The 26,315-nt window shown below is 64.8% G+C and carries 16 protein-coding genes; 7 read left to right on the top strand and 9 right to left on the bottom strand.

Annotated elements, in window-relative coordinates:
- Positions 1-4 precede the first annotated feature (4 nt).
- From tssF to MWN34_RS03265, 6 genes are all read right to left on the bottom strand, one after another.
- Positions 5-1,969, bottom strand: a complete 1,965-nt coding sequence (gene tssF / locus MWN34_RS03290; protein WP_247026434.1) for a type VI secretion system baseplate subunit TssF — start codon at positions 1,967-1,969, stop codon at positions 5-7.
- A gap of 4 nt (positions 1,970-1,973) precedes the next feature.
- A complete protein-coding gene (gene tssE / locus MWN34_RS03285; RefSeq protein WP_247026432.1) occupies positions 1,974-2,519 on the bottom strand; it encodes a type VI secretion system baseplate subunit TssE in 546 nt (181 codons plus the stop codon).
- 287 nt (positions 2,520-2,806) lie between these two features.
- Complete coding sequence (locus MWN34_RS03280; RefSeq protein ID WP_247026430.1) at positions 2,807-3,295, bottom strand: Hcp family type VI secretion system effector; 489 nt, start codon at positions 3,293-3,295, stop codon at positions 2,807-2,809.
- Between the two features lie 234 nt (positions 3,296-3,529).
- Positions 3,530-5,023, bottom strand: a complete 1,494-nt coding sequence (gene tssC, locus MWN34_RS03275) for a type VI secretion system contractile sheath large subunit (RefSeq protein ID WP_247026428.1) — start codon at positions 5,021-5,023, stop codon at positions 3,530-3,532.
- Positions 5,023-5,565 carry a type VI secretion system contractile sheath small subunit gene (gene tssB / locus MWN34_RS03270; RefSeq protein ID WP_247026426.1) on the bottom strand — a complete coding sequence of 181 codons (543 nt, stop codon included), beginning with the start codon at positions 5,563-5,565 and terminating at the stop codon, positions 5,023-5,025. Before tssB ends, tssC begins: the two co-directional genes overlap by 1 nt.
- 171 nt (positions 5,566-5,736) lie before the next feature.
- Complete coding sequence (locus MWN34_RS03265) at positions 5,737-7,095, bottom strand: type VI secretion system protein TssA (RefSeq protein WP_247026413.1); 1,359 nt, start codon at positions 7,093-7,095, stop codon at positions 5,737-5,739.
- 308 nt (positions 7,096-7,403) lie between these two features.
- Here MWN34_RS03265 and MWN34_RS03260 point away from each other — a divergent pair, with 308 nt between their 5' ends.
- The 7 genes from MWN34_RS03260 to tagF all read left to right on the top strand — a co-directional run bounded on the left by MWN34_RS03260 (position 7,404) and on the right by tagF (position 18,883).
- Positions 7,404-9,362 carry a type VI secretion system Vgr family protein gene (locus MWN34_RS03260; protein ID WP_247026405.1) on the top strand — a complete coding sequence of 653 codons (1,959 nt, stop codon included), beginning with the start codon at positions 7,404-7,406 and terminating at the stop codon, positions 9,360-9,362.
- A gap of 80 nt (positions 9,363-9,442) precedes the next feature.
- Positions 9,443-10,000, top strand: a complete 558-nt coding sequence (locus MWN34_RS03255) for a DUF6931 family protein (RefSeq protein ID WP_247026397.1) — start codon at positions 9,443-9,445, stop codon at positions 9,998-10,000.
- Between the two features lie 153 nt (positions 10,001-10,153).
- A complete protein-coding gene (tagH, locus tag MWN34_RS03250; protein WP_247026395.1) occupies positions 10,154-11,806 on the top strand; it encodes a type VI secretion system-associated FHA domain protein TagH in 1,653 nt (550 codons plus the stop codon).
- Between the two features lie 16 nt (positions 11,807-11,822).
- Entirely contained in the window at positions 11,823-13,160 is a 1,338-nt protein-coding gene (gene tssK, locus MWN34_RS03245; protein WP_247026393.1) for a type VI secretion system baseplate subunit TssK, read from the top strand.
- On the top strand, positions 13,157-14,566 hold the full coding sequence (gene icmH / locus MWN34_RS03240) for a type IVB secretion system protein IcmH/DotU (RefSeq protein WP_247026385.1): 1,410 nt from the start codon (positions 13,157-13,159) through the stop codon (positions 14,564-14,566). Before tssK ends, icmH begins: the two co-directional genes overlap by 4 nt.
- Before the next feature lie 30 nt (positions 14,567-14,596).
- On the top strand, positions 14,597-18,178 hold the full coding sequence (gene tssM, locus MWN34_RS03235; protein WP_247026383.1) for a type VI secretion system membrane subunit TssM: 3,582 nt from the start codon (positions 14,597-14,599) through the stop codon (positions 18,176-18,178).
- A gap of 3 nt (positions 18,179-18,181) precedes the next feature.
- Entirely contained in the window at positions 18,182-18,883 is a 702-nt protein-coding gene (gene tagF / locus MWN34_RS03230) for a type VI secretion system-associated protein TagF (RefSeq protein ID WP_247026381.1), read from the top strand.
- Between the two features lie 26 nt (positions 18,884-18,909).
- Here tagF and MWN34_RS03225 read toward each other — a convergent pair whose 3' ends face one another.
- The 3 genes from MWN34_RS03225 to MWN34_RS03215 form a co-directional block, all read right to left on the bottom strand.
- On the bottom strand, positions 18,910-20,193 hold the full coding sequence (locus MWN34_RS03225) for an MFS transporter (protein ID WP_247026371.1): 1,284 nt from the start codon (positions 20,191-20,193) through the stop codon (positions 18,910-18,912).
- A 572-nt stretch (positions 20,194-20,765) separates the two neighbouring features.
- Complete coding sequence (locus MWN34_RS03220) at positions 20,766-24,521, bottom strand: error-prone DNA polymerase (RefSeq protein WP_247026369.1); 3,756 nt, start codon at positions 24,519-24,521, stop codon at positions 20,766-20,768.
- 116 nt (positions 24,522-24,637) lie between these two features.
- Entirely contained in the window at positions 24,638-26,242 is a 1,605-nt protein-coding gene (locus tag MWN34_RS03215) for a Y-family DNA polymerase (RefSeq protein WP_247026367.1), read from the bottom strand.
- Positions 26,243-26,315 lie beyond the last annotated feature (73 nt).

Raw genomic sequence — 26,315 nt, 5'->3', positions numbered from 1 at the left:
GAGGTCACAACGGCCTCCTTTCGCCGATCCGCACCGGCCACCGCATGATCTCGCCGCGTTCCACTGAGACGATGACGGTCTGGGTGAAATGATTGATGGCGACATATTCGGCAAAGAACCGGTCGAGCACCGCGCCCAGCAGGAAGGCTCCCGAGCCTTCGAAGGCCTTCTCGTCGATGGTGACGACAATTTCCAGTCCACGTGCAGCGCCAATGCCCGTCTTGCGGCGCAGCCGGCGCACGATCGGCCGGCTGTCGAGCGCACGGATGCCGTTGATGCGGCGCTCCGTCACCGGGTCGCGCGGGTTTGCGAACAGCGCCAGGATTTCGCGCAGCGACTGTGCGTTGCGTGCGGCCCCCCGCGAGATGAGGCCGAGATGATTCAGCCCCAGCATATTGACGAGGCGCCAGGCGACCGACCCGGTCGAGGCGGTCTCGGCTCGGCTGCGCAGATAGCCGGCAATCGGTTCGGTGGGCGGTGTCGGGCCGGCCAGACAATGCAGATCGAGACTGGTGTCCTGAAGCAGATGAAAATCGGCGCCGCCCATGCCGACCGGCAGCGATTCCGTCAGGTGCCGGTTGGAGCAAAGGGTCCTCAGGCTGAGTTCGGCTACCGGCCGGCCGCGCGGCTCCTCTCCCGTATCGATGAGGCTGAGGAACATCTCGGTGCCGGTGTAGTCCGACGCCCGGCCGAGCCGGCGCTCCTGCGTCGAGCGACGACGCGGCAGCCGGCGGATGGTGTAGAACAGCCGGACCGGTGCCGCCGTGGGATCGCGCGGAGCCGAATAGAGCGGCAGCACCGGCACCTTCTCACTGCTTCCCACGTAATGGGCGAACACCTGCAACACATGATGGGGTTCGAGATCGAGAGGATGGCTGCGGTCCGGCACAACATGATGCTCGTGCTGGGCCAGCGAGACGGGGATGCGGTCCGTGGTCTTCTCGAACAGGTTGACCGCCGGCGCCGCATAGAGCGCGAAACCCTGCCGATCGACGCTGGAGGGCAGGCGCGGATTGGCCTGCGAGAACAGGATGACGATGTCGAAGGACTTGGCGCGGACACGCGGCATGATCCGCGACAGCTGGTCGATCCGGAAGCCGAGGAACTTGCGTGCGAACAGGAAATAATCCTTGAGCAGGGTGAACCCGTGAAAGATCCGGGCATCGCTCGGCACCAGGGTTTCGTCGATGCCCATACCCAGCTCGTGAACCGCGGCGACGTCCATTTCGAAGCAGACCGGATCGCCGAAGGCATCCAGATAGCGCACGAATATCCGGGTGCGATGAGCAAAAACCTGCTCATAAAGCGCGGCCGCGTCGCTTTCCGCCCCGATGAGATAGAGCGGCAGCGCGTCTACCCGGCAGGCGGACGCCAGGAACGGCGGTTGGGCGAGGGCCTCCTTGTCGCCGATCTCGGCTTCCGGCCGTGCGGCCATCCGTGTCGTGAAGGACAGTCGGAGCCCTGCCCGCTCATTTTCCTCCGCGGGAATGCCCAGTGCCTGGATCGCGGCGGTGCTCGCATTGTAGGTCGCCGCCGTGAGTTCCAGCGGCCAGAGCGTAATATCGCTGCGCAGGGCATAACGGCAGGCGATGCGCCGGTCGCGCTCGACGAAGGTGGCGTCGAGATAGGAACCGGCTGGTACGCGCCGACCTTCGATGAGAGCAGGGTCTCCATAAGCCGGCTTCACGCCGACCAGCATGGCTGACGGATTGGGGGCCAGGAAGCCGGGGATGAGCTGTTCGAGCAGGTTCGAGGTAAATTCGGGAAATTCGTGCCGGAGCTTCAGTTGCACGCGCGCGGCAAGGAAGGCGGCGCCCTGCAGAAGGCCCAGCACCATTGGGTCGGACGCATCCTGCATCAGCCCGCCCAGACGGTCGGCGATGCCGGGATATTCCTCGGCGAATTCCTTCGCCTGTTCGCGCAGGAGCTTAAGTTCCTGATCGTAGAGTTCGAGGAACTCGCGGTCCATGGCGCTAGGTCGGGATCACGGTGATCTTGCCGCTGTCCGTCGCAATATCGGCTACGAACTCGACGGGAATGTTGCGCTCGTCGAGAACGATTTCTGCCGACAGGAGGAAGCGGATCTTCATGTCCTCCGCATCAAGCGTGGTGTCGCGCCGCACATCCAGCGTGCGCGCACGAACCCTCGGCTCGTAGCGCCGGATCGCCGTCTCGATCTCTCCGACGATCTCGGAGATCGCATCCTCCTCCACCGTGCGATGGACCAGATCCGGCAGCCCGAAATTGAGGATCGAGCGCGCGACCTCATCGCAGCCTTCAAGATTCTGGGTCGAACCCATCTGCACCGTGTTCAGGAGGGTTTCGAGATCGCGCAGAATTTCGCTCATCAACACCTGCTCGTTCACCGCGCCGCGAGCCGCCGTGCGGCGGCCGGCGATCACCCGCTCACCGGACGTGTCGCGCAGATCGAGAGCGAGGCGTGCGTCACGCGCCTCGCTCGCCGCACGGAAAGCGTGCATGAACGGCATGGTGAGCGACAGGTTTCGCGAATTCTTCATGATCTCGGTGTCCCCTCCCAAGATGCTGTCGGCACAGGTCCGTGGTCGTGGCGGCATGGCATTGCGCGTCGGCCCACAACCCGCCAGCGCCCAAAGCTGCCGCCGGCACGCAACGGACAGCCCCTTGGGCCGCTATCCTCGACAGGGGCAACGTCGCTGCAGGATCCCGCGGGCAGCCCGCACGCTTCGTGTCGCAATAGCCGCAGCGTGAAGACGTGTCTGCCTTCGCAATCCCACGGTCTCCACCGCGCCCGGGCATTCGGCCCCGGGCGTTCGCGCGACAGCGATCACGACTCGTCGTGCTTGGCCACGTCGTAGCCGAAATTCGGCTTTGCGCCACCGCTACCCGTCTTGGTTTGCTGCGTGTAGTAGATCTTGAATTTCGCGAAATTGAAACTGAGATTTTCCATGAATGCACCGCCTTCAGGAGCACCGCCAAAACTTAGGCTTGAAATATAAACCTGCTCGAATTCGACTTTATAGTATAGAAGCGGCTTCGCATCACCGCCACGCTTCATCAATTCAAAGGTAGCTTTGTCGAAATGTTTTCCAAGGAGAAGATATTTCGAGAGATCGATACTCGACGTATCCACCTTCTTCACAAAGTGGAAGTCCTGGACATCGGCCTTGCCGACGCCGGAACCACCGCCCACATGGCCACTCGCGGAATTCTGCATGGCCCAAGACCAGGAGAGCACATCGATCCAGTCGGTATGCCCGGCATCCTGCGATTCGCCCTTCACGTCACCGATTTTGAGATATCCATCGACTGCCATGGCTGCCCCCTGGCGCTACATGCGCCAACAATGTTGAACGTCAGGCACGCAACTCACGCGAGCAAAATTGTCTGGCGTGCTCACGTTGAACACACGACAAGGCGATCCCACACTCGCCTTTACTCTGCGAAAACAGATGCTGCCCTTACTGAACCGTCGCCGCTGATCCTGCGGGCAACGGCAGCGCGGACGGCGCAACCGCGACGGCGCTAATGGCACCCTCGCGGCTCTGGACTATTTCTGACTGCCGGGAAGGCGGGAAACCAGGCTGAGACCGATATCCATACCTTCCATCTGAAAGTGCGGCCTCAGATAGAAACGGGCATTGTAATATCCCGGGTTTTCTTCGTCCGCGACGATCTTTACTTCGGCTGCCGCCAGAGGTTGCCGTGCCTTCTGGATTTCGGTCGCCGTCGCCGGATTGGGGGTCACGTAAAGCGTGATCCATTCCTGCAGCCACCGTTCCAGTTGATCGCGCTCCATTGTTGAGCCGATCTTGTCGCGCACCATGCACTTCAAATAGTGCGCGAAGCGCGAAACGGCGAACATATAAGGCAGACGCGACGACATGTTGTCGGACGCCGTCGCCTCCGGCTTGTCGTATTTCTTCGGGCGGTAGACAGACTGCGCACCGATGAAGGCGGCCTTGTCGGTGTTCTTCCGGTGGATCAACGGAATAAGGCCCGACTTAGCGAGTTCTGCCTCGCGGCGGTCGCTGATCGCTATTTCGGTCGGGCACTTCAGGTCGACGCCGCCATCGTCGGTCGGGAAAGTATGGGTCGGCAGGTTGATGACTTCGCCGCCGGACTCGACGCCGCGAATGCGGGTGCACCAGCCATATTCCTTGAAGGCCCGGGTCACGTTTACACCCATGGCATAGGCCGCGTTCATCCAAGCGTAGTTCTCGCCGCCGTGACCATCGGTCTCTTCCTCGAAGGCGAACTCCTCGACCGGCTCGGTCTTGGCGCCATAGGTCTGGCGCGCGAGCACGCGGGGCATGCAGAGGCCGAGATAGCGGGAATCCTCGGAATCACGCAGGCTCTTCCAGGCGGCATATTCCGGCGTATCGAAAATCTTCGACAGGTCGCGAGGGTTGCTGAGCTCGGTCCAATTGTCCATGCCGAGCATCGTCGGCTCGGCAGCGGCGAAGAAGGGAGCATGAGCCGCCGAAGCGATGCGGCTGAGATCCCGCATCAGTTGCACGTCGGTCGGCAGATGGCTGAAATAGTAATCGCCGATCAGGCACCCATAGGGCTCGCCGCCGAGCTGGCCGAATTCGTGCTCGTAGACCCGTTTGAACAACGGGCTCTGATCCCACTTCGCGCCCGGATAGGTACGCAGATTTCGGTAGAGCTCGGTTTTCGACGCATTCATGACGCGAATTTTCAGGTTCGCATCGGTTTCCGAATTGTAGACGAAATAATGCAACCCGCGCCACGCGCTTTCAATCGTCTGGAATTCGTCCGCATGGATGATGGCATTCACCTGTGCGGTAAGCTTCTTGTCGATCTGAGCAATGATGCTCTCGATCGTGTCGATCACATCATCTTTCACCAAACTGGAATCGCGCAGTGCTTCCTGCACCAGCGTCGAAACCGCATTGTCCACTTCCGTAGCAGCACGCTCCGTCCGCGGCTTGAAGCTCTGCTTCAGCAGGCTGTCGAATTCGCCAAGAGCCTGTTCGGCTCCGGTGGCTGAGGTAACGTCCTGGCGCAGCTCGGCACTCATCACCGGGCCTCCTCATCGTCATTGGACGTGTCGGCAGCGGGTGCGCTTGCGGCACGGCTCTTCAACGCACTCATCAGTTCGGGATCGCTCAGCAGCTTTTTCAGCGCCTCCTCCGCCGAGACCTTGCCATCCATGTAGCGAAGCAGATTGGAAAGCTGGGTTCGCGCTTCCAGCAACTTGGCGAGCGCCGGCACCTGCTTTGCCACCGCCGCGGGACCGAAATCGTCGATGCTGCTGAACGTGAGGCTCACCGGCAGTTGTCCGCCCGCCCCTTCCTCAAGCTTGTTCTCGACCCGGAATGCGACGGCCGGGCGGATGGCCTGCATGCGTCGCTCGAAATTATCCATGTCGAATTCGAGAAAGCCCCGCTCGTTCATGTCGGGCTTGTCGACCTGCGAGGCGTTGCCCGACAGGTCGGCCAGCACGCCGACAACAAATGGAATCTCGACGAGCTTGTTGGCGTCGTAGGGATCCTCATAGGTGATGTGGACCCGTGGCTTTCTGTTCCGGCCGATAAAGCTCTGGCCGCTATTAGAAACCATCGTGCGCCCCCCGGTGCCGGTTGGTTATCCTTCGCGGATCGTAATCTTCGCCGGAGCGTTTGCAACCGCGTTTCTTCCTGTTTCTGAGCGTTTCTGCGTGTTTCTGGAGCCACCTTGTTTGCATTGCGAAGAAAAAACGACCCCAAAATCGTGCTTTCCGGAACGCCCAGCTCAATCGTCGGCCATCGCCTTGAGGATCGGGTCGGAGAACATGTCCTTCATCAGGCTTGCGAAATCGCGTTCCGCGAAGTCCCTCGCGCGTGTGAGCACCAAGGGGATCGGGCTCGATGGCTCGGCGCCGCGCAGGAAGATCGTCACTTGTTCGAGAAGGCGTAGCGCTTCGCGACGATTGTCGACCTGCGGTATCTCCGGTCCCTCCTCCGATGCTTCGATCGCCATGCCCTCTTCAAATCCGGAATCCGCCACCACCGTCTCGGTGACGTGCTCGTAGGTCAGGCGGAAGGCGTTCTGCGCCAGCCGTACCTCGGCTTCGCCGGCAAAGCGCGGCATCATCAGGCGCAGGACCTCGTAGAAGGGCTTTCCCATCAGGCGATCAGCGAAATTCACCAGCAGGAGAGTGGGGCTCGACGGCTCGTAGCGACGGAAATACGCACCTGCGGCGCGGATGGCCGCGACCGCCTGAGGTCGGGTGGCGACGGCGATGCCAGGCCGTGCATCGGCAATGCCGGGAGCAGGCGATGCGCCCGGCGCGGCGGATGGCGCGAGGTCGCCGCCGTCCTCCACGGCGTCGGCGTCCGCGGGCACGGGCACGGCCGAGAGGGCCGCCGAAGGAGCGAGCCGAGCGACCTGCTGATCGAGAAAGGTGATCATGGGCTCGAGAAGGCCCCTCAGCCGCGGCAGAGTGATCGTGTACCGATAGCCGGCGCGCGCAATGGATGTCTGCTCCAGCGCCGCGGCCGCCTGGTCGATGCCGGCGATCCGATCGCGCAGCGCCACAAGCACGTCCACGTCGGTTTCGGTGAAGACGCGCTCGATGGTCGCGGCATCGAGTATGGCTTCGCCCTCGCGAGCCTCGACCTTCTCGTCGGCGATCAGCCACATGCGATAGGTGACGGGCCCGAACCGGCGCGACCGGACGAGCGGAACCTCCTGAATGGGCAGCACGACATGGGGCAGGTCGTCCAATGCCTGCACCACGGCCACGCGCAGACCGAAATCTCCATCTTCGCCGCGAGGATGGACCTCGTCCCAGCGCTCGGCGAGCAGCGCCACGACGGCATCCAGCGCATTGGCGAAACCATCGAGATCCCGATTGAGGATCGACAGTTTGGCGTGCAGGACCAGAAGCCGGAGATCCCGCGTCTGTTGGGAAAAGTCGCCGATGGTCGCGAGTTCGGCGGCGAAGTCGACGCTCTCGCGCCTGAAGGACAGAAAGCTCGTCGGAAGTACCCCCTCTGCCCGCGCCAGGAAGTTGAGGAACTCCATGTCACCGTCCAGATCCAGGTCCGGGCCGCAGGGAGCAGCCTCCGTCACGGGACGCAGAAGAGAGGCGACGTCGATGTTGGCCATGGGCTCCTCGCGATCCCTAGAGAGGCAACAAGGCTTGCGCTACCTCCTCGAGAGGTCAATACTTCTGCCAATCGAGCATGATCGGAACGCTGCGGAACGTTTGGTCGTGCCAGTTGTGGGCGGTGGGCCGGCAGATGAACGGCGCGGGCAGCGATGTCAGCTGTGCCCGGTTCCTCCGTTATTGTGGGGCTCGAAGGTACATGCGGCTCCAGGCATGGAGCACGGTCGACCCGGGTCGGAGGCGCGTCTGTCGAAGGCTTGTCCGCTAAGGGGTGGCGATCGCTGTGAGTCTTGATCAGAAAACCCGCATGGCGCGACTGAGGACGCCGCTCGGACAGAACCGCCTGGCGCTCGCGCGCTTCGATGGGCAAGAAGCTCTCAGCGAGGTTTTCGAGTTTTCCGTCGATGCCGTCAGCGAAGAAGAAGACATTGATTTCAACGAGGCGATAGGCCGATCCTGCACCGTAGAAATTGATACTTATGAGGGTCGGACCCGCTATTTCAACGGCATATTGGTCGAGGCGCGCTGGACCGGCACACGGGCCGGCCTCTACACGTATCGGCTTCTGCTGCGACCCTGGCTATGGCTGCTGTCGCACCGAGGCGACTGCCGATTTTTCCAGAACATGACGGCACCGGATATCATTCGCAAGGTTTTCAGCGATGCCGGCTTTGATGACTACCGCATGAGATTGAGCGGATCCTACCCCTTGCTGGAGTATTGCGTCCAATACCGTGAAAGCGATTTCACCTTCGTCTCACGGCTCATGGAAGAGCACGGCATCTATTATTACTTCGTTCACAGCGACGACACCCACATGTTGATGCTTGCCGATGCGATGAGTGCACATGAGGCGATCGCGCCGGGGACGCTGGCCTATATTCCGCTGAGCGGCAGCTACGCGCGGAATGAGGAGCACCTCCAGCAATGGAACAGCGAACGCCGTTTCCGCTCCGGTCGCTTCGTGGTCAATGATTATGATTTCAAGAAACCCAATGCCAAGATCGAGGCCGAAGGCGAGGGTAATGAACCCTACGAGCGCTCAAAGCTGGAAGTCTACGACTATCCGGGACGCTACATCGACCGGAGCTGGGGCGAACAACTGGCCAAGTTCCGCCTCGAGGCCGAGCAGGCGCTCGACCACCGCCGCGTGACCGCGGGAGAGGCGCCAAACGTCTATGCCGGCGGCACGCTTTCCGTGACGGGCCTGCAGCCGGAGTCGGAGAACGTCAAGTATCTCGCCGTGCGCGCGTCGCATGTGGTTGCCGAGCAGTCCTATCGCTCGTCTGGAGGTGGTCGGGGCGTCGACACGCCGTATCAGGGCAATTACGTCCTGGTGCCGGCCTCGCGTCCCTATCGCGCTCCGATGGTGACGCCGAAGCCGGTCGTCCACGGCATCCAGACCGCAAAGGTCGTCGGCGACTCCGGCGAGGAGATCACCGTCGACGAGCATGGTCGGATCAAGGTGCAGTTCCACTGGGATCGCAAGGCCACGCAATCCTGCTGGATCCGCGTTGCGGAGCTATGGGCGAGCAAGGGATGGGGCGGCGTATTCCATCCGCGCCATGGGCAGGAGGTCGTGGTCAGCTTCCTGGAGGGCGATCCCGACCGGCCTCTCGTCACCGGCGTCGTCTACAACGGGGAGAATACGCCCCCTTATGCGCTGCCCGACAACAAGACGATCACCGGCTGGAAATCGAATTCCAGCATAGGCGGCGGCGGGTACAACGAGTTCGTCTTCGACGACAAGAAGGGTTCGGAAAAAATACGGATGCATGCGGAGAAGGACCATGAGGTCACGATCCGCCACGCCGAAACGACGAAGATCGGTGAGACCTTCGAAACCCCGAAGGGAAGTCCGTCGCGCAAGACGACGATCGAAAAAGGCGACGACCAGCTCGACATCTCGACCGGCGATCAGAACATCACCATTGCCCAGGAACAAAATCTGACGATTGGGCTGAACCGGACGACGAATGTCTCTGTCAACGACACCACGACGGTCGGGATGAACCGCTCCACCAGCATCGGCATGTCGGATTCGTTGACAGCCGGCATGTCGGTCACGGTGATTGCGCCGATGTCAATTACCCTGTCTTGCGGCCCGACGTCGCTGACGCTGAGCCCCGCGGGCCTCACGATCGTCGCGCCGATGGTACAGGTGCTGGGCTCGGCCAATGTGACGGTGCTCGCACCGTCGATCCTTCTGCAGGGTGCGGGTGCGGGTATGATCCCCTATCCCGGAATGAACGTGACACTCACCTAGACGACACAGGCCCTGCCCGCCCGGTCACGGCGGCGCATGGCGTGCCCCTCGCCCGATCGAGAGCTGGAGCCTCGCCCGCCATGTCCCGCATCCGTTTCGCGCATGCTTCGGATGTCTATGCTGCCTTCGATACAGCGGAGCAGGACATCCGTGCGCCGGCGGAGGAGATTCCACCGCTCGATTTCGTCACCCGGCTCGCCGCAGGCCACCCGGAACAGGCGATCGCCTTCCTCGCCTATCTGCTGCCGCGGCGCGAGGCCGTCTGGTGGGCGTGCCGCTGCGTGCGCCATCTGCTGCCCGAACCGGTGCCGGCAGAAGAGGCCCGCATTGCCGCTGCGGAAGACTGGGTGAAGGAGCCCAGCGATGCCCGCCAGCGTGCGGCACTGCGGATTGCCGTGGAAGGCGACAAGCGACAACCCGGCGTATGGTGTGCCCAGGCGGCCGGGTGGTCGGGCGGGAACGTTTCGCTGATCGAGGACCGTCCAATGGCGGCCCAGCCCCACCTCACCCCGAAAGCGATCAACGCGGCGCTCATGGTCGGCCTCGGCATGACCGATCCATTGAAATGGGCGGCTTCGGCACGATGTTGTGTCGATGCCGGCGCACGATTTGCCGCAGGAGGTGCCCTGACTTTCTGAAGATGTCATGCAACAAATACTTGAAGGACACGAGGGGCACGTGCCCGGCGTGTTGATCCGGCAGCGAAGGGGATCGAACATGGGATGGCGTGCGGGGCCGATGAGCGATCTTGCCGGCATGCCGCCGAAGATGTCGGCCGGAGGTCGTGCCGGATGGCGCTGACGCTGCGCATCGACAACGAAACCAGCCTGCCTGATGGCGGGCCTCTCAGCATTCGTGTCAGCGGACGGCGGGGAATCGACATCGGCCGCGATCCGCACCTCGACTGGACCTTGCCGGACTCCTCCCGATACATCTCCGGCAAACATTGCGAAGTGCGCTTCCAGAACGGCGACTATGTTCTCTACGACGTCTCCACCAACGGCACTTTCGTGAATGGCAGTGACCGGCGGATGCAGGGTCCCCATACGCTGAGGGACGGCGATCGCGTCCTGATCGGCAACTACATCATTCTCGCAACGGTCGATGCCCCGGCCTCCGCGGCCCAGATGCCGGCGTGGCCGCGGCCACCGTCACAGGACATCTGGGGTGGCGAAGGAGCCGCGCCGCCGGTGGAGCGTGATGAGGTTGCGGCGCGCGTGGCGAAGCGGTCGGCCGAGCCCGATTTTCTCGATTGGGCGGTCGACGTTCCGCCTGCAGGCGGCGGTTTTGTCCCCGGCGACAGCAGCTTCGGGGCGCCACGGGGCGGCGCCGGCCAGCCGGCCGAGGCACCGTCACGGTCCTTCTGGGTCGACTCTTCGACTCCGACGGGTGCATGGGCGCTGAGCACGCCACGTCCGGTGCGGCCTAACCCGCCGGATAACACGCCGGCCAGCCCATTGCCCGAACCGCCGCGCGAGGCACCCGCTGCATCGGACGAGGCATCGTCGAACGTGATCGCGTCTGATCTTGCGTCATCCAATCCTGGTTCGCGGGATCTGGTCTCCCCGAATCTTGCGGAGTCGGACTGGTTGCGTCCCCAGCCGGCGCAGGATGCGGCATTTCCGTCGAGGAAGCTTCCACCGGCGACATTCCAGCCACCGGCTGGTCAGGAAACCGCGTCCGCCGAGTCGATTCCAGAGCCAACACCGGCTGCCTCCCCGGTCGCGCCGCCCCACCCCGTCACGCCTCCCGCCTCGCCGAACGACAACACTGCGCACCCCTCGGCGACGGAAGCAGCACTTGCCGCACTGGCGCGGGGCGCCGGCGTGTCTGTCGATACCTTCACCCGGCGCGGGGGCGAGGAATTGATGGAGGAGATCGGCCGCACGCTGCACGTCGTCGTGCAGAGCATGATGCAGCTTCTCGCAGCCAGGGCGGGCGCCAAGCGCTCGATGCGCAGTGCCGAACACACCATGATCGGCCCGCTGGACAACAATCCGATGAAGTTCCAGCCGACGCCCGATGAAGCATTGCGCGTGCTGTTCGGCCCGCCCACGCGCAGCTACCTGACCGGCAGCGCTGCGTTCGCCCAAGGTTTCGAGGACCTCGCGAACCACCAGCTCCGGGTCTTCTCCGCCATGCAACAGGCACTTGCGATGGTGGTCGAGGACCTCGATCCCGCGGCGATAGATGTTTCCGTCGCCTCCGATCGCGGGATGGGCGCGCTGCTCGGCGGTTCTCGCCGGGCACGGCTATGGGATCAATATACCGCTGTTTGGCGGGCGAAGACCGAACGCAGCGACGATGGGATGGTCGGCTTGTTCATGACGTACTTTGCGGAATGCTACGACAGGCTTGGTGCGATGCAGCGCGAGCACGGTGCGGAGGGCGAGCGACGCCGTGAACCGTCCAGCCGGCCGACTATTCCCGGTGGCGGACGGTAACGGATCGAGCCCGGTCATGTCGTGGCATAGCAAGGTAGTCTGGTCAGAGGGGCTGTTCATGCGCCCCCAGCATTTCCAGCAAAGCGACCGCTACGTCGAAGCGCTTCTCGAAGCACGCGTGCGCCATGTAACGCCTTATCCCTGGGGCTTTTCTCACCTTGAGATCGACCGCGACCTCGCCCAGCAGGGGCGTTTCGGCGTTCGCCGCGCCACCGGAATCCTGCCCGACGGAACGCCGTTCGACGTTCCGGCCAACTGTCTTCCGCCCGAGCCCATCCCGGTTCCTGCAGGAGCCGCGAAGCAGATTGTCTGGCTGACGCTGCCGAGTGCCTCCGTCAATGTCCGCGAGATCGACCAGCGCAACGGAGAGAGTGCGGCTCGCTATTTCCCCAAACCCGAGATCTTCATCGATTCCACCGCCGATCTGCGGCAGGAGGAGGAGATCGACGTTGCCCAGTTGCGGCTGAGCTACGACCTGCGGAAGACCCCGAAGCCGGGTCACGTCAATCTTGGCATCGCCCGCATTCTCGAAGTCCGCGACCGCACCGTCTTGCTCGACGAGAAGTATATCCCGCCGATCCTCATTGCCTCGGCAAGTCTGGTGGTTGATGGCTGGATCGACCGCGTCATCGGCTGGATCGACACCAAGCTCGAAGAACTCGCCCGCTACGCCGCCGACCCTTCCGCCGGCGGTGGCCTCCAGAGCGTCGATTATCTCGTGCTGCAGCTTCTCAACCGCGCGATCCCGGTGTTCCGGCATCTGCGCCGCTCGACTTATGTGCATCCCGAACGACTCTATGAGGAGTTCCTGCGGCTTGCCGGCGAACTCGCCACCTTTGCTTCCGCGGAACGACGCGCCCGCGACTACCCGGCCTACAACCATGACGACCTCGAAGCCGTGTTCGAACCCGTCCTGCGCGACATCCAGGACTTCCTGAGCGCCCGGTTGGGCCGTCGCGCCATCCGGTTGGACATCATCGAGCGCGCGCCCAACGCGTTCATTTCGGTCATTCGCGACCGCTCGCTGTTTCGCAATGCCACCTTCGTTCTGGAAGTCGGTGCATCCCGCCCGCTGAGCGAGATCCAGTTGCAGTTTCCTCCGCTGTTCAAGGTAGGCCCCTCGTCCAAGATGAACGAGATCGTGCATGCCCATTTGCCCGGCGTTCCGCTGGTCCACCTCCCGACCCCGCCGCCGCAGATCCGAACCATCACCAACCATGTCTATTTCTATCTGGACCGCACCTCGCCGCTCTGGGCCGAATTCAGCACGGCATCTTCGATCGGCATGCACTTCTCCGACGAATGGCCTGGCCTGACGCTTGATCTGTGGGCGGTCCTGGAGGACCGTCGATGAGCGGCGATCCATTCGACGACAATGACGGCCGCACCGTCTTCCGGCCCAATCCCGGAGGGCGCCGCCCGAGCCCGGCACCGACTGCACCAGACATCGCGGCCCCGCAGGCGCCTGTCGCGCGCGACAACTGGGGCTCTCCACAGGAGCGCGAGCCTCCCCCGGCGCAAGCCTATCCGCGACCCGCCCTGCTCGAACGCAGCCTGATGACGCTGCCCCAGAAAAACCCGATCATGCGCGCGGCGGGACCGCTACTGCTGTTGCTGGGGCGCCTGCGGGTCGCACTCATGCGGGCCTCGTTCGCCGAACTGATGGATCATGCGGCGGAGACGATAAAAGCGTTCGACGTCGAGGTGCACAAGGCCGGCGTTCCCGCCGCGCAGGCCACCGCCGCCAAATATGTTCTGTGCGCGACAGCGGACGACATCGTCCAGCACATTCCCTCCGAGGACCGCCACGTCTGGACGCAATATTCCATGCTGAGCCGGTTCTTCGGCGAGCGCACCGGCGGCGTGCGGTTCTTTCAGGAACTCGACAAGGCCATCGCCGATCCGGTGGCGAATGCGGATCTTCTGGAGCTGCTTCACGCCTGCCTCGCCCTCGGGTTCCAGGGCATCCAGCGCACGGCGTCCAACGGCCAGGCGGTGCTGCAGAACACGCAGCGCCGCACCTATGAAGTGCTGAAGGGCGTCAAGCCCCCAACGCCTTCCGAGCTGTCGCCTCGATGGGTCGGCATGGATCTCAAATCCCGCCATGGCCGCGCGCGATTGCCCTTCTGGGCGGTGGCGGCGGTCGCGGTGGCCGCTCTTTCCGGCCTTTATCTCACCTATTGGACGCTGCTCTCCGGAGAGGCCGAAGCAGTCGCGAGCGAGGCATCCGGGCTGCATCCCCCGGTTGATCTCACCCTGTACCGCAAGGTACCGGCCCCTCCCCCGCCTCCGCCGGCCGATCTGCCGCCTGATGCGGTGCCGACGCAGTTGCAGCGCATCCGCACCACGCTGGCGTCGGAAATCGCCGCAGGCGAAGCGAGTGCCGAAGCCGTAGGCACGCATATCGCGATAAGGCTGGCCAATGCAGCGCTTTTCGACGCGGGCAAGGCAGAGGTCAAGTCGGAATTCCTCGCCATGACCGGCAAGCTCGCGAGCGTGCTGAACCGCGAGGCCGGTCCCATCAAGGTGATCGGCCACACTGATTCCACACCGTTGCGCACGAAAAGGTTCAAGTCGAATTTCGAGCTTTCAGTAGCGCGGGCGAAGGCCGTGGTAGACGCCCTCTCACCGAAACTGTCGGATTCGACACGGCTGGTCGCGGAGGGACGTGGACAGGACGAGCCCCTCGTGCCGGACACGACGCCCGCCAACAAGGCGAAGAACCGGCGTGTCGAAATCCTCATCGACAAGGTGGATTGAGTTGCGCGCAACGTCAGGCAGAGTGTCGCGATGAGTCAGAACATGTGGCTCACAGTGGCGGCTATCGCCGCCGGTGCCCTCGCCCTGGCCGGCGTGGTCTGGTTCGTGGCGCCGCTCATCGCCGTCGCGGGCTTTGCTCCATTCGACGAGGAATGGATACGTCTTCTCACCATCGCGCTGATCGGCCTGGGTGGCTTTGCCTATATCGGCTATGAGATCCACAGCCGGCTGCGATCGACGCGCAATATCGCCGAAGCGGTCGCCGAGCCGGTCGATGACGGCGATGTGCTGCGCGACCGGATGAAGGATGCGCTTGCAACGCTGAAGGCCTCGGGCGGAGGCCACGGCGACTTTCTCTATGATCTGCCGTGGTACCTCATCATCGGACCTCCCGGGTCGGGGAAAACCACCGCGCTCGTGAATTGCGGGCTCAGCTTCCCGCTTGCCAAGGGCCGGTCGCCGCAAGCGATCGCGGGCGTCGGCGGCACGCGCTATTGCGACTGGTGGTTCACCGAGGATGCGGTCCTCGTCGACACGGCCGGGCGCTACACCACGCAGGATTCCAACGAGAAAGCGGACAAGAAGAGCTGGTTCGCCTTTCTGGACCTGCTGAAGAAGAACCGCGCACGACAGCCGATCAATGGCGTGATCGTTGCCATCAACATCGCCGACATCGTCGAACTGAGCGAAGCCGAGCGACTGGCCCATGCCAGCGCAATCCGGGCCCGCCTGCAGGAACTTCACGAGCGTCTGAAGATCGACTTTCCGATCTATGTCATCCTCACCAAATTCGACCTCATCGCGGGTTTCTCCGAGTTCTTCATCAATCTGAACGAACTCCAACGGCGCATGGTATGGGGCACCACGTTCCGGCCGGAGAAGAAAAACGATAACCAGGTCGGGCGTGTGGGCGAGGAATTCGACGCACTGGTCGAGCGCCTGACCGAATTCGTTCCCGACCGGCTGCAGCAGGAGAACGACCCAACCGCGCGCCTGCGCATCTTCGGCTTTCCAGCGCAGGTCGCCACGCTGAAACAGCCGGTTGTCGACTTCGTCAACCAGATCTTCGAGCCGACGCGCTACCACGCCAACGCTACGCTGCGGGGCTTCTACTTCACCTCGGGGACGCAGCAGGGCACGCCGATCGATCGCATCATCGGCTCGCTTTCCAAGTCGTTCGGCGCCGAAGCTCTGGGCGAAGGTTTCCTGTCGGGCACGGGCAAGAGTTATTTTCTCAACGACCTGATCCGGAAGGTCATCATCGGCGAGGCGGCGTGGGTTTCCACTGACCGGGCGGCGGTCCGGCGCAACGTCCTGTGGAAGAGCGCCGGTTACGGACTGCTGTTTGCCGTGGTCGCTGGTGGCGTGGCCGCATGGACGACAAGCTACACCCGCAACGACCGGCTGGTCGGCGCCACGGGTGAAGGTGTCTCGAACTACAAGACCACAGCGGCGCCGGCCTTGGCCGAGACCCAGATTGCCGACCGGCAATATGAGAAGATCCTTCCCGTACTGGAGGAGCTGGCACGACTGCCGACAGGCTATGCCGAGCGCGACCAGGGCGTACCGCTCAGCGAGGGCTTCGGCCTCGCCCAGCGGCCCCGCCTCGCGTCCTCCACCCAGTCGGCCTACCGCTCCGGCCTCGAGCGCTATCTGCGCCCACGCATGCTGTTTCGACTGGAAGAGGTGATCGAGCAGGCCAATGCCGACACCACGCGCTCCGACAACAGCGGCATCTACGATGCCTTCAAGGTCTATCTGATGCTCGGTCGGCGGGGACCTGTCGAGAAGGGCATGATCGTTGATTGGATGCGGCAGGATTGGACCAATCGGCTTTATCCAGGTCCCGAGCGCGCCGGCATGCGCGAGGCATTGGAAGGGCATCTGACCGCGATGCTCGACCTCGACACCGGAGCAGAACCGATGGTTCCGCTCAATGACACGCTGATGCGGCAGGTGCAGCAATCACTGGTACGTATGAACGTTGCGGAACGTGCCTATCAGATCCTCCGGTCCCGCGCCCATAGCGACCGCATCAAGCCGTGGTCGCCCGCTCGCTCCGGCAGTGACATGGCGACGGTCTTCACCTCCACGGACAATGGGGGGCTCGACGCGATCGAGGTGCCCGGCTTCTACACCTATGACGGGTTCCAATACGGACTGATCGATGGGCTGCCCGACATCGCGGGCCAACTCGAACGTGACCGGTGGGTGCTGGGCGATGCCGGCCAGCAGTCGATCGTCACCAGCCAGTTCGACACGCTGGCCGACGACATATTGAAGCTCTATGCGAAGGACTTCATCGCCGCCTGGAGCGCGGCGCTGGGCCGACTGCAGATCAAGCCGTTGACGGCCGACAAGCCACGCTACCTCGCGCTTGCGGCCATTTCCGCGGCGGCCTCGCCGCTGAAGCAGATCTTCGAGCAGATCAAGGAGAAGACCGATCTCTCGCGCGAGCGCAAGCCTGCACCCGCGGGACAGCCCGCCTCGAACGTGGCCACCGGCAGCCCCCCGCCGGCCAATCCCGCACGCCCGCCGGTGGTGTTTTCTTCCGACAATGCGGCCGGGCGCAGCATAGAGACCTATTTCCGCCCCTTCTATGCGATGCTGCAGGGTGACGGCGCCAACCGACCGGTCGATCAGGTCGTCGGTATTCTCAACGACATCTTCCAGGGCCTCATCGGCACCGCGACCGAAAGTGGTCCGACGACACAGATCAACGCAGCGACGCGCGACAGCATCCGCTCGCTGCGGGCGAGCTCGGCACGCTTCCCCGCCCCGTTCGACCGATTGCTCCGCAATGCCGCCGACGAACTCGACGGCAACGTGGCGACCTCGGTCATCGCCGACCTGCAGAAGAGCCTTGCCGCGAACGTCACCCAGGCTTGTCGGCAGGCGATCACCGGGCGCTACCCGTTCGACAAGAGCGACAAGGACGTCGCGCTGGGGGACTTCGCCAGGGTGTTCTCTCCCGGCGGCCTGATGGACCGTTTCTACACGCAGGAACTCAAGAGCTATATCGATACCTCGCGCGAAGTCTGGACCCCCCTCAAGGACAGCCGCATCGGCGCGATGCTCGCGCCGGCCTCGGTGCGCGAATTCCAGCGCGCATCCCAGATAAAGGATGTCTTCTTCGGCGCCGGCGGCACCCAGCCCAACCTCAATCTCTCATTCCTGGCACTTACCCCGTCCATTCCCGGCACGACAGTGAAGCTCGAGGTCAATGGCGTTCAGGTGACCTCCGCAAAGGTAGCGGAGCCGCCACCGGCCGCCGGCGGCCTGTTTGCGCCGCCGCCCCCGCCGGCGGCCAAGCCACAGCCGGCCACGCCGACGCTGGTCCAATGGCCGGGGCTGCTCGGCCGGGAGCGGGTCGCGCTGTTCGCCGTCGCCGACAGCACCGGCGACATTTTTCCCTTGATGGAAAAACCCGGCACTTGGGCGTTGTTCCGCGTTGCCGACCAATATGGCGTGCAGCGCCAGGGCAGCGCCTATATACTTACCATCCCCGTAAGCGGGCGGGACTATCGCTACCAGTACAACACGACCTCGACGGTCAATCCCCTGACGATGCCTGCACTGCGCGAATTCAACTGCCCTTCGACGCTGCAATAGAACATGGCTTGCGGTCTCTACGGGAAGCTTACGGCCAAGCGCGATTTCATCGCCGAATCCGTTTCGCGCGGCTTCCTCGATGTTTTCGAGCCGTGGCTGCAGGGCGGCATCAGCGCGAGCCGGATCACGCTCGGAGCGCGCTGGCAGGCGATCTATTACGCTGCACCGATCTGGCGGTTCTGGCTGGCGCCGGGCTATTGCGGTGCCAGCGTGCTCGGAGCTCTGATGCCTTCCATCGACGGGGTGGGGCGACCTTTTCCGCTTCTGCTCGTCGCAACGGCACCCCCGGGGCAGGCCTTCGCGCCGCCGCAGGCCGACCCGCGGGAGGATTGGTTCGCGTCGGTCGAGGATCTGCTGCTCTCTACCCTCGAGGAAGGGCGCGACTTTGAATCCGTGCTGGCGGATTTGCATGGATTGCCCGAGCCGGCCACCATCCTGCCGCCGCAACCACCAGAGGGCTTGCACCTGCTTGCCGATGGGACTTTGCGGGTCACAGCGACGGAACCCGCGGAAGGGCTCCTGAAGGTGCTGGCCCGACTCGACCAGGGCGCGGACCACGCCCAATGGGGTCGAGGCTGCGTGTTCTGGACCCTGGGCGGACAGGATATTCCCGCCCAGGCGCTGGTGGGGCTGAAACTGCCTGCCGTCGAGCAATTCGCCGGCTTGATGAACGGTGTCTTTGAGACGATCCGTCCCCAGACGTAAGAGGTTATCCCAGCGAGGAGGAGAGGCTATCCCAGCGAGGAGGCTTGGCGCCTGCTCGCCTCGGCCGGCGTTTCGCCTTCCACATGGCCGAAGCGAACGCCCTTGGCCTCGAAGCCGAAGCCGGCCAGCAAGGCGACGGCAAGCGCCACCACGCCGATGACCACCGCCAGCGCATAAGCATAATCGCCACCATGGGACTGGGCGAGGCCGGCCTGCAGGGTCGCGTTCACCGAGGCGATGAGATTGCCGAGCTGGTAGGTGAAGCCGGGGAAGGTGCCGCGCACGGCATCGGGCGACAATTCGTTGAGATGAACGGGCACCACGCCCCAAGCGCCCTGAACCGCGAACTGCATCAGGAAGGCGCCCACCGCCAACAGAATGGCATTGGGCGCATAGGCCCAGAGCGGGATGACCGGCAGCGCGATGAGCGAGGCGATGACGATGGCACGGCGCCGACCGATGCGCTGCGAGATCACGCCGAAGGTTAGGCCGCCGATGATGGCGCCGATATTGTAGAAGATGGCGATGGCGCCGACCGCATGGGTGGAGAGGCCACGCTGCACCTCCAGGAAGGTGGGATAGAGATCCTGCGTGCCGTGGCTGAAGAAGTTGAAGGCGGTCATCAGCGCTACCGCCCACAGGAACAGGCCGAGGTTCCCCCGGATCGCCTCGAAGATGCCGACCATGCGCACGCCCTGCGCCGCCAGCACGCGCCGCCGCTCGAAGGCAGGCGATTCCTCGACATGCTGGCGGATATAGAGCACCAGAAGGGCGGGCAGCGCGCCGACCATGAACATGCCGCGCCAGCCGATGAACGGGTAGAGCACGAAGAACACGATGGAGGCCAGCAGGTAGCCCGACGGGTAGCCGGCCTGCAGAATGCCCGAGACCAGTCCGCGCGCCTTCTCCGGTATGGTTTCCATGGTGAGCGAGGCGCCGACACCCCATTCGCCACCCATCGCGACGCCGTAAAGTGCGCGCAGGAGAATGAGCGCGGTGAGCGAAGGTGCGAAGCCGGAGGCGAATTCCAGCGCCGAATAGAGCAGAACGTTCAGCATCAGCACCGGGCGGCGGCCATAGCGGTCCGCGGCGAGACCGAACAGCAGCGCGCCAACCGGACGCATCGCCAGCGTCAGCATGATGGCGAAGGTGACAGACGTGATATCGGTGCCGAAGGTCTGGGCGATATCCTTGAGCACGAAGACCATGATGAAGAAGTCGAACGCATCGAGCGTCCAGCCGAGATAGCTGGCGACGATGACCTTGCGCTGCGGCGCGGTCAGTTCCCGAAGTTCGGACAGGATGGCCATGGCGCTTCCTCGGCTGTGATGAGCGTTGGTGGAACGCTCGCGGGCTTTCCGCGCGGGCGTCAGAGGGCGGCCCGGCCGCCGGCGCGGGCTGCCTGGAGGTCGCGACCACCTGCCGCTGCGTCAAGAATAGTTCTCACGCATGGACAGTTTCTACAGAAATAGAAGCGCCCACTTCCCTCGCCAATTCACCATTAGGCGAACATTTCTGACCAATCGATGCTAATCGACGTATCATGTTATGGTTCTGTGGATTTCATTCAAACGAAATGTAAAATTCAAAATATATATTACTTAACGTCATTTTGACGTCGACATTCGAACCCGCAACTCACCGACCTCCGCACTGCCATCTTCGATCCGTCGTTATGAGTCTGTCGTCATCCCGGCCAGAGAGCCGGGCGCCGTTAGCTCGCCGATGTGGTTCGTGGGTCGCCCTATGCGGCATGGGCGCTGGAGGCGCGCCTCCATCCCGATGCCGGCTCTACGTTGCGCGCCGGTGGGAACGGGATGGCATCCGGAGGGAGGGGCGGAGGATCTCCCCACGATACGCCACAGGCTTGATCAGCGTTGCCTCAATGGAAGTCACGGGATTTCGGCAGCAGGCGTTCGTTGCGGGGATGACCGTGGCGCGGAGAGCCCCGCCCCGGAGGATGCGGCGGGCTCTCTTCCGCAGGCTGCGGCGCGCCGTCGGTATTCCGGGCCGTCCCGGCATCTAGCGGCAAGGCCAGCGCCGGTGCCGGCGTTTCCTCGACCTCTCCCTCGAACAGCTTGGACAGCCTGGCGGTGTGGTCCTCCGCATGCTCGCCCATGAGGTGAATCACGCCTTCAGAACTGCGCTGGATGCGCCCGGTCACCGTCACCAGCCGCGCCCCCATTATGGTGCCGCGAAAACGCTCGAACACCCGCGCCCAGAACAGCACATTGAGGATGCCGGTCTCGTCCTCCAGCGTCATGAAGATGGCGTTGCCCTTGCCGGGCCGCTGGCGCACCAGCACGATGCCGGCGGCCCGGACCAGCGCCCCATCCTCCTGCACCGTCGCCTCGGCGCAGCTCAGGATGCGGGCGCGGATTCCCCGGGAGACACCTCCTTCCGCCCGGAACAGCGGGCGCAGCATCGCCATGGGGTGGCCCTTCAGCGAGAGCCGGGTGGTCTGGTAGTCGATGGCGATCTCCTCCGGCAGCGGCATGGCCGGCAGCGCCATATCCGGCTCGCTCCCCAGTTCGCGGGCATCCGCCGCAGCGAAAAGCGGCAGCGGCGCATCGCCCGGCTGGCGCCGCACTTCCCACCCCGCCTGCCGCCGACCGAGGCCGAGTGAACCGAAGGCGTCGGCATCCGCCAGTTTGCGCAGCGCCTCGCCCGGCAGGCCGGTCGAACGCGCCAGCGTCTCGACATCGGCAAAGCCCGCGCCGCGCGCCGTCACCAGCCTGTCCGACCAGCCTTCCGCGAACCCGTCGATCTGGCGGAAGCCGAGGCGCAGCACCGGCGCGTCCTCCTCGCCCTCCAGCGTGTTGTCATGGGTGCTGTGATTGACGTCGATTCCGCGCACCTCGACCCCGTGCTCGCGCGCATCGCGCACGATCTGCGCGGGGGCATAGAATCCCATGGGCTGCGCATTGAGCAGCGCGCAGGCGAACGCCGCCGGGTGCCGGCATTTCAGATAGGCCGAGACATAGACCAGCTTGGCGAAGGAGGCGGCATGGCTCTCGGGAAAGCCGTATTCGCCGAAGCCTTTGATCTGGTTGAAGCAGCGTGCGGCGAACGCCTCCTCATAGCCGCGCGCCACCATGCGCTCGACCATCAGCGTCTCGAATCGGTGGATGGTGCCCATGTGGCGGAAGGTGGCCATGGCACGCCGCAATTCGTTGGCCTCCTTCGGGGTGAAGTCCGCCGCCACCATAGCGAGCTTCATCGCCTGTTCCTGGAACAGCGGCACCCCCTTGGTGCGCGACAGCACGGCCCGCAGTTCGTCGGGATCGTGCGGCGGGGCGGGCGATGGGTAATCCACCGCCTCCAGTCCGGCCCGGCGGCGCAGATAAGGATGCACCATGTCGCCCTGGATCGGACCGGGGCGCACGATCGCCACCTGGATGACGAGGTCGTAGAGCCGCCGCGGCTTCATGCGCGGCAGCATGTTGATCTGCGCCCGGCTTTCCACCTGGAACACGCCGATGGAATCGCCCCGGCACAGCATGGCATAGACATCCGGCTGCTCGGGCGGGACGGTGGCGAGCTCGTACTCGACCTGCTCATGGCCGGCGATCAGCTCGAACGCCTTGCGGATGCAGGTCAGCATGCCGAGCGCCAGCACGTCGACCTTGAGCAGCTTCAACGCGTCGATGTCGTCCTTGTCCCATTCGATAAAGGTGCGGTCTTTCATCGCTGCATGGGCGATGGGCACGGTCTCGTCGAGCCGGTTCTGAGTCAGCACGAAACCGCCGACATGCTGGGAGAGATGGCGCGGAAAGCCGATGAGCCGCGTCGCCAGCGCCACCGCGCGGCGAATCAGCGGATTGTCCGGGTCGAGCCCCGCCTGCCGCACCTGAGGGTCCGGGAGCCCGTCGCCCCAACTTCCCCACACGGTGGAAGCAAGGCGCGCGGTGATGTCGTCGGTGAGGCCCAGCACCTTGCCGACCTCACGGATCGCGCTGCGCGGGCGATAGGAGACGACGGTGGCGGCTATGCCCGCACGCGTACGTCCGTAACGCTCATAAATGTACTGGATGACGGTTTCGCGCCGTGCATGCTCGAAATCGACGTCGATGTCGGGCGGTTCAGTGCGGTCCTTCGAGATGAAGCGGTCGAACAGCAGCTCGTTCTCGTTGGGATCCACCGCGGTGATGCCAAGCACGTAGCAAACCGCCGAATTGGCTGCCGAACCGCGCCCCTGGCAGAGAATGCCCTCCTCCTCGGCGAAGGCGACGATGTCGCGAATGGTGAGGAAATAGGGGGCGTAGTTCAGCTCGCCGATCAGGGCGAGTTCCTTGACGAGCTGATGCTCTGCCTTTTCCGGCACCCCCGACGGGTACCGCAAGGCCGCGCGCTGCCAGACGATATCCTCCAGATGGCTCTGCGCGGTACGGCCGGGCGGCACCGGCTCGCTCGGATATTCATAGGTGAGGTCACCCAGCGAAAAGTCGATGCGGGCCAGAAGGTCGGCAATCTCGCCGATCGCTTCCGGCGCATCGCCGAACAGCCGCGCCATCTCTGCGGGGGTCTTGAGATGCCGCTCGCCATTGGGCTCCAGCCGGCGGCCGGCATTCTCCAGCGTCACCCCCTCGCGGATGCAGCTCATCACATCCTGAAGGTCGCGCGCGGCGGGGTCGGCATAAAGCACCTCGTTGATGGCGAGGAGCGGCACGCCAAGAGCCTCGCCCACCTCCTTCAGCCGCGCGAGGCGGCGGCGGTCGCCGCCCCGGCGCAGCATGGCGGCGCCGAGCCAGAGCGCACCGGGCGCCGCCTCCTTCAGCCGGCCGAGCGTGGCGGCCAGCGCCGTCAGCGTTTCGGGGCCCAGCTCCACAGGCGGCACCGGAATGAGCAGCAGCCCGCGCGCATCGGCGAGGAGATCGTCGAGGTGGAGGGTACACGATCCCTTGCGCGCGCGCAGGTTGCCTTCCGTGAGCAGGCGGCACAGCCTCCCCCAGCCTGCGCGGCTTTCGGGATAGGCAAGGATGTCCGGCGTGCCATCGGCAAAGACAAGGCGGGCGCCGACCACCAGCCGGAAGGGCAGTTCCTCATATCCCGCAAAGCGCGCTTGCCCCGCCAGATCCCGCCCCAGCCGCGCCAGCGGATCCTCCAGCCGGCGCCGATCCTCGCGCACGCGCTCTTCGGGGGGAATGTCGCGGAATGACGAATCGGGGGGCAGCGCGGTTTGGAGGGCAGCCTCTTGAGCCCCGGCCTGCTGGGCCGCAGCCGCTTGGGGCACGGGCGCGTGGGACACGGACGCGTGGGGCTCTGGGTCGGCCGTTGCGGGGGCCTCCGCCGGCTTCTTCCGCGCCGCTTCCTCCTCGGCGCGGAGGTCGCGATAGGCCTCGCTCACCGTGCACAGCGCCGAATAAGCGCGCACCACCCCGGCGACGCTGTTGCGGTCGGCGACGCCGATGGCGGCGTGGCCGAGCAGCAGGGCGGTCATCACCAGTTCGTCCGCGCGCGAGGCCCCGCGCAGGAAGGAGAAATTGGTCGCGGTGGACAGCTCGGCATAGAACGGCGCGGTGAAGGCCGGCCCCTCGTTTCCAGCCTTGCCGGCCCGGTCCGCACGCCCGGCCGAGACTCCTTCCTGAATGTGCCGCGCCCGCCTCGCGCGGCTCTCGACACCCGGCAAACGAAGCACGGATGAAGCCTCGTCATTGAGCCACGGCCCTGCCGGCGCGCAGTTTCCCTTTCCCTGCGCAGGTGCCTCATCCTTTGCCCGGCCCGGCTCCGCCGCGCACTCCTCCCCCGCCCCGCTCATGCGAAAAGCCCGTGCAGAAACCAGCGCGGCATATCCATAGCCGGCGCAGTATCCATCCCAACGTCCGGGTGCGAGGCCTCTTCATAGAGACCGGCGCGGAACAGCCAGAAGCGCCGGCCCTCCCGGTCCTCCACCCGGTAATAATCGCGCACGGGCGACAGCGTGCCGCCATGGGGGAAGCGCCACCATTCCGGCGCGATGCGCTCCGGTCCCTCGGCATGCATCACCTGATGCAGCACACGGCGCCAGCGGAACCGCAAAGGCGGGCCATCCGGCACCTCGGCGACCACCTCCACCGGATGGGGCGGATCGAACAGGGTGAAGGGCCGCGTGGGCGCCTCATCCGGCTCGCCGTGCGGGAGGGCGGAACCGGCCCCCGCCGGCGCATCGTGGGCCGGCACAAGCCCGGTGGCACGCCCGGGATCATGGGTGTCGCGGGCGATGAAGCGCAGCACGCGGGCACGACCGAAGCGGGCGGTCAGGCGATCGAGAAGCGCGGCGATCTCCTCATCCTCCACCACCCGGCCGTCGAGCCTCACCTGAAGCGCACCGAGCGGCTCGGCACGACTCGCCGCCAGCCGCACCAGATCGAAGCCGAAGCCGGGATCGACGGGATCGGCAAGGCTGTCCAGCCGCTCGCGCAGCAGGCGTAGCACCGCACCGGGCTCGCGGGTCGGCCGGCCGGTCTCGACCGGGATGCGGCGCACCGCGCCATCCGCCCGGAAGAAGCTCGCCTCGAAGCGCCGGCCGCCCTGCCCGCGCGCCTCCAGCATCGTCGCCAGCTGGCGCACCAGTCCTTCCAGCGTCGCCTCGATATCCTCGGCCCGGCCGATCGGCTCGGCGAAACGGTGCTCGGCGATCAGGTCCGGCAGCGCTCGGCGCGGGGTCAGGCGGATGTCCTCTCGTCCGGTCACGCGGGCAAGCCGAACCCGCACCGCCTCGCCGAAACGGGCGGAGAGCGGCAGGCTCGGCCGGCCGGCGAGCGCACCGATGGTCTTGAGCCCGGCACGGGCCAATGCCAGCGTCGCCTCCTCGCCGAGATCGAGCGCACCCACCGGCAGGGAGGCGACGTATCGAGCCTCTTCGCCCTCCGGCACGAGACCGGAACGCCCGAAGCGAGCCAGAGCGCGAGCGGCATCCGGCGTGCCGGCTATGACGGCATGGGCCCTGAACCCGAGCCTTTCCAACCGCGCGAGCAGACGCTGGCGCAGCGCCGTCTCGCCGCCGAACAGATGGGCGCAGCCGGTAATGTCGAGGATCAGTCCGTCGGGGAGGTCGAGGCAGACCAGGGGGGTCCAGCGATCGCAATCATCCGCCAGCCGCTCCAGCAGCCGGACATCGGCCGCAGGGTCGGCTTCCACCGCCACAAGATGCGGCACGCGAGCGCGGGCATCTGCCAGGGTAAGGCCGGGTCTGAGACCGAGGGCGAGCCCCGCAGGATCGAGCGCCACCAGCCGCACCGCCCCGCGCACCCGTTCGATGAAGGCGAGCGGAGACGCACTGGGCCGCTCGTCCTCATGCCACGACTTTTCCTGATGCTCCGGCTTTTGCGGAGTTGCATGCTGTCCCGTGCGCGCCTGTCCGCCTGTGTGGGCGGTCATTGCTTCCTCGCACCCTGCAGAAGCGGAGGCAGGCTGCGCGCCTGCCCCGTCAGCCTCATGGGGGGGAAAGGTT

Source organism: Ancylobacter crimeensis, from assembly GCF_023016805.1.
In the GTDB taxonomy this organism is placed as follows: domain Bacteria; phylum Pseudomonadota; class Alphaproteobacteria; order Rhizobiales; family Xanthobacteraceae; genus Ancylobacter; species Ancylobacter crimeensis.
Note: the sequence above shows the minus strand (reverse complement) of the source record. Positions and strands in the feature narration are given on the sequence as shown.